This is a genomic window from Gluconacetobacter asukensis, from assembly GCF_014174375.1.
GTDB lineage: Bacteria > Pseudomonadota > Alphaproteobacteria > Acetobacterales > Acetobacteraceae > Gluconacetobacter > Gluconacetobacter asukensis.
This window is the reverse complement of the sequence record NZ_JABEQE010000026.1, coordinates 22,116-32,741: the sequence shown is the minus strand read 5'-3', so window position 1 is coordinate 32,741 and position 10,626 is coordinate 22,116. Positions and strand designations below refer to the sequence as shown.

At 61.3% G+C, this 10,626-nt stretch carries 6 protein-coding genes and 1 tRNA gene; 5 read left to right on the top strand and 2 right to left on the bottom strand.

The features are described 5' to 3' along the window. Positions 1-33 precede the first annotated feature (33 nt). A tRNA-Met gene (locus HLH35_RS18420) sits at positions 34-110 on the top strand. 132 nt (positions 111-242) lie between these two features. Here HLH35_RS18420 and HLH35_RS18415 read toward each other — a convergent pair. Then, a protein-coding gene (locus tag HLH35_RS18415; RefSeq protein WP_182980532.1) for an IS3 family transposase occupies positions 243-1,360 on the bottom strand; the annotation gives its coding sequence in 2 pieces (ribosomal slippage) (positions 243-1,108 and positions 1,108-1,360; 1,119 coding nt in all). Between the two features lie 230 nt (positions 1,361-1,590). Then, positions 1,591-2,787 carry a hypothetical protein gene (locus HLH35_RS18405; protein WP_182980538.1) on the bottom strand — a complete coding sequence of 399 codons (1,197 nt, stop codon included), beginning with the start codon at positions 2,785-2,787 and terminating at the stop codon, positions 1,591-1,593. Positions 2,788-3,609: 822 nt separating this feature from the next. Here HLH35_RS18405 and HLH35_RS18400 point away from each other — a divergent pair. The 4 genes from HLH35_RS18400 to HLH35_RS18385 are packed head-to-tail and all read left to right on the top strand — an operon-like array spanning position 3,610 to position 10,547. Beyond that, complete coding sequence (locus HLH35_RS18400) at positions 3,610-5,295, top strand: Wadjet anti-phage system protein JetA family protein (RefSeq protein ID WP_220790772.1); 1,686 nt, start codon at positions 3,610-3,612, stop codon at positions 5,293-5,295. Further along, positions 5,285-5,923 (top strand): DUF4194 domain-containing protein, encoded by a 639-nt coding sequence (locus HLH35_RS18395; protein WP_182980530.1) that lies wholly within the window; start codon positions 5,285-5,287, stop codon positions 5,921-5,923. Before HLH35_RS18400 ends, HLH35_RS18395 begins: the two co-directional genes overlap by 11 nt. Further along, positions 5,920-9,354, top strand: coding sequence for an SbcC/MukB-like Walker B domain-containing protein (locus HLH35_RS18390; RefSeq protein ID WP_182980529.1), 3,435 nt, complete (start codon positions 5,920-5,922; stop codon positions 9,352-9,354). Before HLH35_RS18395 ends, HLH35_RS18390 begins: the two co-directional genes overlap by 4 nt. Beyond that, on the top strand, positions 9,351-10,547 hold the full coding sequence (locus tag HLH35_RS18385) for a Wadjet anti-phage system protein JetD domain-containing protein (protein ID WP_182980528.1): 1,197 nt from the start codon (positions 9,351-9,353) through the stop codon (positions 10,545-10,547). Before HLH35_RS18390 ends, HLH35_RS18385 begins: the two co-directional genes overlap by 4 nt. Positions 10,548-10,626: the final 79 nt, after the last annotated feature.

Sequence of the window (10,626 nt, the reverse complement as noted above, 5' to 3'; positions counted from 1 at the left end):
CGCCGCCAGGTCTTCCAGTCTACCCAACACCACCGCGGGGTGGAGCAGCCCGGTAGCTCGTCAGGCTCATAACCTGAAGGCCGCAGGTTCAAATCCTGCCCCCGCAACCATGGTTCAAGTGATTGATATCACACATTAAAACCCGCCCCACAAGGCGGTTTTTTTGTTGCCGGCCCGCTGGTCACTGGTGATCCCGGTCGGGCCGAGGCTGGATGACCCTTGACCCTGCCCCCAACGTGCCCTCAGTTCTGAGTGAGGGTCTGTGGGTTGTTGTATGCCTTGCCGGCGTATTGAGCGAAAGCCTCGGGTGTCAAACCGTTGAGGCTGGCGTGGGGCCTGACGGCGTTGTAGTCGGGCCGCCAGTCCTCGATGACCGAGCGGGCGTGGGCGAGGTTGCGGAACAGATGCTCGTTGAGGCATTCGTCACGGAACCGGCCGTTGAAGCTCTCGACGAACCCGTTCTGCTGCGGCTTGCCCGGTGCGATATAATGCCACAGCACCGACCGCTTTTCCTGCCAGGCCAGGATCGCGTTCGAGGTCATCTCGGTGCCATTATTACTGACGATCATCAGTGGCCAGCCGCGATGTTCCCCGATCCGGTCGAGTTCGCGGCCGAGCCGTTCGCCTGACAACGACGTATCCGCCACCAGTGCCAGACACTCGCGCGTGTAGTCGTCCACCACCGTCAACACGCGGAACCGCCGTCCGTTGTTCAGCGCGTCCGAGACGAAATCCAGGCTCCAGCGCTGGTTCGGCCCGTCGGGCAGCATCATCGGCGAGCGCGTGCCTATCGCCCGTTTGCGACCGCCACGCTTGCGGACCGATAGCCCTTCCTCGCGATACAGCCGGAATAGCTTCTTGTGGTTCATGGTCACTCCCTCGCGCTCCAGGAGGATGTGCAGGCGCCGATAGCCGAACCGGCGTCGTTCGCCCGCAAGGTCGCGCAGCCGACCGCGCGCCTCGGCATCATCCGGGCGGCGTGACGCATAGCGCCACGTCTTCGGGTCCATGCCGATCAGTCGACAAGCCCGCCGCTGCGAGTAATCCCGTTCGGTCATCGCCCAGGTCACGGCGTCCCGCCGCAAACCGGGCGTCACGAGTTTTTTGCCAGCAGGTCCTTCAGCGTCGAGACGTCCATCACGCTCTCCGCCAGGAGCCGCTTCAGCTTCGCGTTCTCCTCTTCAAGAGCCTTGAGCCGCCGCGCGTCCGACACCTCCATCCCGCCATATTTCGATCGCCACGTGTAAAAGGTCGCATCGCTGATCCCGTGCCTGCGGCACAGATCCCCAGCCGTGGCGCCCGCCTGATGCTCCTTCAGGATCCCGATGATCTGGTCCTGTGTGAAACGCGCTTTCTTCATCGTCCGTCTCCAATGGACAGACCTTACTTCAAATCGTGGGCATTTCAGGGGGCAAGGTCACTTGCAATCCGACTAGTAAGATTATTATTTCCTATGATGCCATCGCTTACAGGCTGCGCAATCGTATCGAGCGGTGCTTCAGCCACCTCAGCCACCTCAGACACTTCCGACGCTTCGCCACCCGATATGATCGACGCACCATCCATTTCACAGGCTTCGTTCACCTCGCCTCAGCCATGATCTGGATGGCCTGAATGTCGATCGGACCTAGAGATTGCACTCGTCGTTGTACATGACCTCTCGGTTACTGATTCTGCTATCAGCTTGAAGTGGGCATCGCGACTAGAGAAGTCGTCGAGGAACGTCGAGAACACCGGCGGAAACGTTAGTTCATGCGCTGGCGTCACTATCTTCCGCAAGTGGGACAATTCAAAGAAGGAACGGCAAGCCGCTGCCCTCAGATCGGATCGAGCCACCTTCGTGCACGGGCTAACTTCAGCGAGAAGAGAGAACAGTAGAAGACTTAGGAAGTGGGTAGTAGACAGTACGTCTATTGAGCTGACGGGATTGAGAAAATCATACCCAGTGTCCGATAGTATCGTCTGGATTCCTGTTATATCTGGATGGCATATAGAAGAAAGATCTCGATAGAGGGTCGTATAAAGCATCTCGTGCAAGCTTCCCAATGCCCGCGACATTTCCCAGCGGGATGGCATCGCCGTCGTTGAGCCAGTGGCGATTTCCACAATCCGAGATTGATTTTCTTGTCCTTTCTTCGTAACATTGTAGCGATGGGTTCCGAGTAGAATGCCTAACTGCGCCATAAACGGACGCGGGCCGGATGATCTGTACATGTAGGCGAGAGCTAGATAATTTTCTAGCATTGAGCGACAGATGTTATACGCATCGTAGGCAGCCTCCCCCTGAACGAGCACAGAGATAGATAGTAAGCCCCGAACAAAATTGGAAACCATGAACCCAGCTACGGTTTCTACGTCTCGTGAGCTACCTGGTCTTGCTTTATAGTTATTGTAATGACGCTCAATGAAGCTGCCACCGATGGTATGATTTCTGCGCAGCTGCGCGCTTAGAATGTCCTCCAACGCGCCCTCGGGGTCAGGTTCACATTCTCCTTCGATGTCACAAATATCATAGTATTCCTTAACCGCAGCGTCCCAGAGTTCCTGATCGCGGCCGGTAAGCTTTTTTCGGTCTGTAACTATGAGTCCCGTCTTTACATAGGCATATATGAGAGGCAGGGGTATTTTAGCCTCACGCATTGCGCGCAGCGTTGCCCGCCTCACGTATCTATCTGAAAGCTGAAACAGCCGATCTCCTGATCGAGGTTTGCGACCGAAAGTAGTTACGAACTCCTTGTTGAGGTCCGCTATGAGGCTGGCTGCGTCTTGGTTGAGGCGCCGCTCCATGTACACTTTGCCTTTGGAATCAGTTTTCCACAGGATTCCACGCTTTTGACAGCAAGAACGGTAGTGTTTCCCCTTGCCGCAGGGGCACGGGGAGGCTCCCGATATTTCGTTGAATTTGCTACGATTTAATCGCCTATCCCTCATGCCCAATCGCCCTGTCTCACGCTTACTCCTCATTTACGGTCGTTTGATGCCAAAGGCGATGACACATTCAAAGACCAAGTGTATCTTAATGCGCACAAACGCTTCATTCGCCACCTCTCGACGTCCTCTTGGTCTCAGTTTCCCCTTTGTCCGCGTACCCAGGCTGCGCGGAAAGCTGTTCATATTCTTCCATCGAGACGACCAATAGAATGCTGCCCCCGTGCTTTTCGAGCATCGACACCGTGCGGTGCCGATATTCGGCCGAAGCCATTCTTCGCTTTGTCTGCTACCATCCTTTGCAGCAGTACCAGACAGGCTATGATAAATGGGACCTGCTTGGTTGGGGACATCGAGTGAAAGATTACCCTTGCCTCGTGTTCTATCTTGAGCCTGAGGATCATATTGATGGCTAGCGCGTACTGCATGTGCCTAACAATATTCCGACTTAGATGAGTAACCCGAATGCAGATAGCGTGTAGCCTTATGGGTGGCCGTTTCCTCGACGGGGGCAGTGGAGGTAAGCCGAACGTCTGTGGTGAGTTGAAGAATTAATAAATTGATGTTGCTCATTATATCGCTACGTGAAGTGAATGTGGGAATCGGTGTTTGTGTGCCCCCGCAACCATTGTTCAAGTGATTGATATCACACATTAAAACCAGACATCCTAGGCGGGTTTTTTGTCGTCGGCCCGCTGGTCACTGGTGATCCCGGTCGGGCCGAGGCTGGAACATTGCCTTCACTCGTTGAAATCGCTTGACCGTCTTGGGATGCCCCGACCAATCTTTCTGGTGGGGGGGGGAGTCTTGGCAAGCTCTACAGCGCTTTTTCCACCGGATAGGCAGCGCCCGCAGCTCTTCGCTCAGCTTGGGCCGGATATCTTCACGGTCTTTTCCGGTGGGAACCGGCAGCTGTATGAGCGTGCGATTCTCACGGTTTACAATGAACTCTATCGCTCGGATCTCCTGTTCCCGACCGAGGCCGAAGTCGTCCGGGTCATCTTTGACTGCCTCACGCGTTATCCCGGACTCTGGGCTGAAGACGAAGCCGCCGTCGATCTCGATCGGCTCGTGGCGAGAACCGGCAGACGGGTGAAGCGCCGTCGTGTCGCTGGCGTGGACGATCAGGCGACGGGAACAGCGATCAGCCGGTCCCGGCACATCTATAATCGGATGCTCCAGACCGGTTGGCTGGACGAGACAAGCTATGGCCTGAAGACGACCGTCGAGATGCCGTCGGGCGCGATGCGCCTCGCCGAATTCCTCTGCTCCCTGACGGAAGGAGGCGCCGAACAACTGGGTGGCCTGGTCATCGAGGTCAGGAACGCGATCCGCGCGGTGCGTGAGAAACCTGCCGAGAATGCCCTGGGCCTCAACAAGGCCGCTCAAGATGCGGCCCGGTTCGGTCGCTATCTGAGAAGTGTGCTGGCGGCGCTGCGCGACGTCGATCGGCAGGTGCTCTCCTCGGACACGCTCGCCGATCGGCTGCGGCATTATTTCGAGGATTTCGTCGAGCGCGTTCTGCTGCGCGATTATACCGCCATCGCGACCACGGCTCATCCCTATCGGCATCGCCGTGCCATCCTGGCGGCGCTGGATGCGCTGGAGGATTCCCAGATCGATCTGGCTGCTGTCGCAGACGCGTATCTCGAAGCCCGGCTGGTGCCGGACGGGCAGGCTGCCAGGGACCTTGTGCAGGAGGATCTGTTCCGGATACGCCGCGTGTTCGAGCGGATCGAGGAATCGTTCGAGGCAATCCAGCAGCACCGGTCGAGGCTGGAAACGCGGCTTCGGAACGTCGTCCGGTACGCGGGCCGCCGAACCAGCTTCCTCCAGCGCAGTGAGCATGTGATTCAGGCTCTGGACGACATGCTTGCGAACGGTGCGAGCGCGCTCGATATCCGGGGGATGATCGAACCGCGTGTGCCGATGATCGCGCCCGACCTGCTGGCGAAACCGCGCGGTTCGCGCGCCCCAGTCTCCGATGTCGATCTGGCCTTGCCGCCATTCGATCCGATCCGTGAACTCAGGCGCCGGCTCGAACGGGAATATCTTGCCCGGCTTGCCGTTTCACCCGCGCAGGTGAGTCGCTTTCTCGAGCGGCGAGTGCCGCCGTTCGGCGTGGCCTCGGCCGCTTCGATGCGCATCGAGACGATCGATGACTTCCTCGCCTTCGAGGCGATCAGGCTGATGATCGCCGGAGGGGTCGGTGCGGATAGCGGCTCCCGGCTCGCCAAGGCGCTCGAGGGCCGTTTCGAACTGACGGTTGCCGAGGATCGGATTTCCAATGAATGGCTGGATTGCGGCGGCTTTCGGGTGAGGCGCCTCGACGACAGCATCACGCTGGAGGCCGGGGATGCTGCTTGAATTCAATACGCTGGAGAATGGAAATCCACGCGGCTTCCAACGGGTTACCCAGCTCATCGCGCACCTGATGCGCAACCAGTTCGTGCATGCCGAGGATCGTGGGGCCGCCGCACTTCTCGAAACGCTCCACCGCCCTGAACTCGCAAGGCTCGTGGACGCCTATTTCGACGTGGCCGGTTATCGCCTCGTCCATCGGGAGACCGAGGGCTGGGCGGGAATCCTGCCCGATCCCGACCGGACATCGCTTCCACGGATGCGCATTGACGAGACCATCGCCCTCCTTGTCATGCGCCGGCTGTGGGAGGAAGCCCTCCAGCTTGGCGAGGTCTACGCCAACGGAACCGTACGGACGACCTTGAACGAGGCCTACGCCGCCTATCAGGGCATTGTCGCCGGCACCCGTCGCGCGGCGCTCACGCCCGGCGACTTCCGCGATGTCCTCCGAACGCTCGAGCGGCGGTCGATCGTCCGGCTCGGCGATCTGGATCCCGAGGCGCAGGACATGGATCTCGACATCCGCGCACTTGTCACCAGCGTCGCGGGTGACGATTTCACCGCATCGCTCGAACAGATCCTCTCGCGGCCTGTCGCCTCCCACGCGGATACGGATGATCGGGGCGAGTCATGATGGAGTTGCGGCGCATCGTCCTCGTCAACTGGCACATGATGACGCGGGCCGATCTCGATCTCGCCGGGGATGTTGCGATCCTCGGTCAGAACCGGTCCGGCAAGTCCACGATCATCGACCTGATCCAGGCGATCATGGCGGGCGGATCGGCCCGCCTCTTCAAGTTCAACCGGTCGGCGGGCGAAGGCGGGAGCCGGTCGGAGCGCACGCTCGGCGGCTATTGCCTGGGGCAGCTCAACGAGGACACCTTCCTCAGGAATCAGGCGAGGACGCATATCGCGCTCGTCTTCGAGGACCCGGAAGAACGGCGGATGCCGGTGAGCCTGGGCCTGTCCATCGAGGCTGCCCGTGCTCAGCAGACCGAACTGGTCGGTCATTTCGTGGCCGAAGGCGTCAGCGTCAAGACGGAGATGCTGCTTGACGACGCAGGCGGCGCGCTCCGGCCGGCCCCCTGGCCTGTCGTGCGGCGCCGCCTCGGACAGGCCTGCGACGACGCAGGCGGCCAGCTTCTCACGCCGGACGATGCCAGGACCTTCATCCGGGAATATATGCGTGCGCTCTTTACCGGCCGTCGCATGGCGGACCCCGATAGATTCGTCCGCATCTTCGTGGCCGCGCTGTCCTTTACCGACCTCTCGTCGGTGGAGCAGTTCGTGCATCGCTATCTTCTCGAGCCCAAGCCGATCGACATCGCGGACCTTCGGGAATCCATCGGCCGCTACCGCGAGATCCAGAAGACCATCGCCGACCTCAATCGGAGGCTCGATGCGCTGCGCGCGCTTCACGCCCGGATCGAGGTATTCGGCCGTCTGCGCGCGGAAGAAGAAAATTGCCGCGCCGTGGAAAGAACCGCGATGCTGGTGGAAGCGGTGGGTGGTCTCTTCGTGAATATCCGCGCATTCAGCGGCAAGTCGGACGAACTTCGCGACGTCATCGCGGAGTTCGAGCGCGTCGAGGCTGACAGCAGGCGGGAGAACGAAACGCTCGACGCGATACGGGCGCAACGCGCGGCGGCCGACGGGTCCAGTCAGCGCGTCATGGTCGAGCAGCAGATCAGAGAACTGGATCGTGACTGGGCCACGGTCATGGAGCGGCTGCAAGCACGCTATTTCGGCGCCGCAAGGGCCGTGCAGCTTCTGGCGCTGCGCGAGAAGCTGGGGGCGATCAATCCCGGTGAACTTCTTCGGGCGCTTGAGCGCGTCGAGGCGGCCGGCCGCGCGCTTGAGCCGCCCGACTGGCCGAAAGATCCCGATGCCATGGAGGCGCTTCTCGCCGCTGTCTCGCGGGCCGCGCTCGACCGGGCACAGAAGGCGACCGCCCGGCGCGACGAGGCGATCCGCTGGGTCGGGACTCTCACGACCGAAACGGACGAAGACCGCGAGAAACTCGCCAATGCCCGCAGGGGCCAGGTCACCCTGAATGCCGCGACGACCCGGCTGATGGATGCCCTGCGGCGGGAGGGAATGCGTCCCCGCACACTCTGCGAAGTTGCTGATGTGGTCGATGAGCGGTGGCGCAACGTGCTCGAGGCGCTGCTCACCCGGGATCGCGAGGCGGTGATCGTCGATCCGGAGCACGCCTACCGTGCCACCGAGATCCTGCGGCATGGACGCGACGCCTATTCCGGTTGCCGCGTCGCCAATACCCGCAAGTTGCAGTCGCGATCCACCATCGCGGAAAGCGGCACTCTGGCATCGATGATCCGCAGCGACGATCCGCTCGCCATGGCCTTCGTGGTCTTCAGGATCGGGAACGTCCAGCTGGCGGAAGACCAGGAGGAACTGCTCTCCGGCGGCCGCGCCGTGATGGCCGACGGCGCGTATTATGACGGACTCATCACCGAGATGCGCCGTGCCGACGGCCTCAAGATCGGCCGCGCCGCGGCACCGTTGATGGAAGCCGAACTGCAGAAACGCATCGAGGAGCGGACGCAGCTCCTCGCCGTCCATCGGGAAAGTGCGCGCTTCTTTGAAGATGTGACCCGGCGGCTCGAGGAATGCGGCAGGCCCGTCGAAGAAAAGGACAGGCTGGGCACGCTGGCGCTTGCGCTCGGCGATCTGGGCGAAAGGCGCGCGGAGGCACGCCGGCGTCTCGAAAGCCTCTCGGCGCAGGTCGATCCGCGGCTTGCCGATGCCGAGCAGCAGTCGAAGGCCCGTCTGGGCCGCCTCAGGGACAGGCGAGACGTGTTGATCGGCAGCCGGGGGTCCCTCACGGCGGAAATCGCCGCAATCAGGGACAAGCTCCACGGAGGGGAGCAACTCGTCGGCTCCTATCTTTGCGTGACGCGTCGGCGGCGGCTGTTCCGAGAGGTCGTTGGATCGGTGTCGCGTCTGCGATCCGTGCGTGATCTCTACGCCCAGCATCCTGCCCGATCGCCCGCCAGAATAGCAGCCGAGATGGCGAAGGCGGCCAACGAGGCGATGGAAGGCTACCGGGCGCTCGAGCGGGAGATCAGGTCGGCGCTGGGGCGGTACGCGATCGACTTCCCCGATGCGCTGGAGGGCTACGCCGAGGCGCCGATCATCGGAATGGTCGGGCCGTGGGTGTCGGACGGCATTACCATGCTTGAGGGCAACGAACTCATCCGCTACCGCGCGCATGCCGACGAGGCGGCGGATCGGGTATCCAGGCTGTTCAGGACGACGTTTATCCACGAGCTCAACAGCCGCTTCGGGCAGCTCAAGTCGGAAATGGAGAAGCTGTCGGCGGCGCTTCGGACACGGCCTCTCCATGGGGAAACCTACCGACTGGTCGCGCTGGTGAAGCCGGAGTTCGAAGATCTCCACCATTTCGCCCAGGAGAGCGAGAGCGACCAGACGACGCTCGACGCGCTGTTCGGACGGGCGGAGCCACGCAACGAGCGCCATGCGAGAGCACTCCGACAGGTCGAGCAGCTTCTCGCGGATGAAAGCTTCGATTTCACGTCCTTCCAGGACTACCGCAGTTACTTCACGTACGATCTGAGGATGCGGGACATCGCGACCGGGCGGACGACCAGCTTCGACCGCCGGCGTGGCGTCGCAAGTGGCGCGGAGCGGCAGGTCCCCTTCTACGTCGTGATCGGGGCGGCGCTCGCCAGCGCCTATCATGGCATGCGCCAGCTTGCGGCCCCGAAGGCGCAGGGCATGGGGCTCGCCGTTTTCGATGAAGCCTTCAGCAAGATGGACGGTTCCAATCAGAGAACCCTGCTGGATTTCTACCGGGCGATCGGCCTGCAGGTCGTCATCGCCGCACCCACCGAAAAGCGTGCCGTCGTCTATGAAAATCTCGATACCATTATCGACGTCTTTCGCAGCGGCGACGTTTCCCTGGCTGAGTCCATCAGAATAAAAGACCGGGTACGGACGGAAATGCGTGCCGCCAATCCGCAGCATGCGACGGACGAGCAACTGGCCGAGCAGTTGGATCTGGAGATGAAGACGAAAAAATGAAGCGGCGTCGGTTTTCCACCATCCCTTCACTCATCGATGATCTGCTCGCCCGTTACGAAAGGAATCCCGGCGCGAGCCGCCTGATCGCCCCGATCGATGATGATGGGTTCGCGAATATCGATCTTCGGGATGCCTTCGACGAGGACCTTGCCACGCTCGAACGCGAAGGCGGCATCGAACGCATTTACGCCGGCCCGAAGACGGAGCGGGTCGTCACCGGCGTAAGGCTGAAGAATGCCGAAATGCTCTATCGTCGGTCTGGCCGGCATCCGGCCGGTCAAATGGCGATCGAAGCTGTCTCGGGGCTGCGTGGTCGGGACGGGTGGCCCGACGGGGCGATCCACCTGATCGACAAGGTGGCGGAAGCATGGGGGCGAGGCGTCTCCCATATCGGTATCCCGATCGGGGATGTCCGGATGCTCGAACATGCGATCAGGCTCGCGATAGCGGTGCACGACCGGATGTCGGGCGCTCTCCAGGACGAACAGGATTTTCGGACATTCTCACGGCTGGCAGCCGGCGACAGCAAGGCGCTGGAGCGGAACATCCGCCAGGTTTCCACGATATTCCAGCAGATCTTTACCGCCGACGAAGAGCAGGTGCGTCTCGACCCCGAAGAGCTTCTGGGCAGTGTCGGCGTTCGGCGCCTGCCGCAGCCGATCCTGCTCCATGGTGCGGTTTCGCTGGATGGGCAGCCATTTCCGGCGATACCCTATATCGGCATTCCCGCTGATTGCGTCGGCAACGTTCGCCTGTCCGCGAAGCCCGATTACGTCCTCACGATCGAGAATTTCACGTCCTTCGTCCGGCATGTGAGAGAGATCGCAGGACGGGAACGCGCGCTCGTCATCTATTCCGGCGGCTTTCCTTCACGGGCAACGCGCGAAACGATCGTGCGGCTGGGTTCGGAAGCGCATGCGCCGACATTTCATTGGGGAGACATGGATGCCGGAGGCGTCCGCATATTCCGACATCTCGAACGGCATCTGGACAGGTGCGGCGTTCGCTTGCGCCCGCATCTGATGGATGCCGAGCTGCTTCGTCGTGTGGGGAGCGTTGCGCCGGCCAACCGTCCGATGGGCGACCTGGAGGGAAGTGCCATCGCCGGGCTGGCGGATCTCATCGTACGGACCGGGCTGATACATGAGCAGGAAGAGTTCGATCCTCAGAGCCCGCTTATGTGCAAGGCATAAAGAGCAGGAGGGGCGTCGGTCGGTTCGGCCACGTTGCGTTCGCAGCGTCGCGCCGGATGCCTCACCGGCTTGTTGCCGC

What these genes read in the sequence shown, in the direction of transcription:
- HLH35_RS18390 (WP_182980529.1), top strand. Translation starts at nt 5,920, where the DNA reads ATGATGGAGTTGCGGCGCATCGTCCTCGTCAACTGGCACATGATGACG.
- HLH35_RS18385 (WP_182980528.1), top strand. Translation starts at nt 9,351, where the DNA reads ATGAAGCGGCGTCGGTTTTCCACCATCCCTTCACTCATCGATGATCTG.
- HLH35_RS18405 (WP_182980538.1), bottom strand. Translation starts at nt 2,787, where the DNA reads ATGGAGCGGCGCCTCAACCAAGACGCAGCCAGCCTCATAGCGGACCTC.
- HLH35_RS18395 (WP_182980530.1), top strand. Translation starts at nt 5,285, where the DNA reads ATGCTGCTTGAATTCAATACGCTGGAGAATGGAAATCCACGCGGCTTC.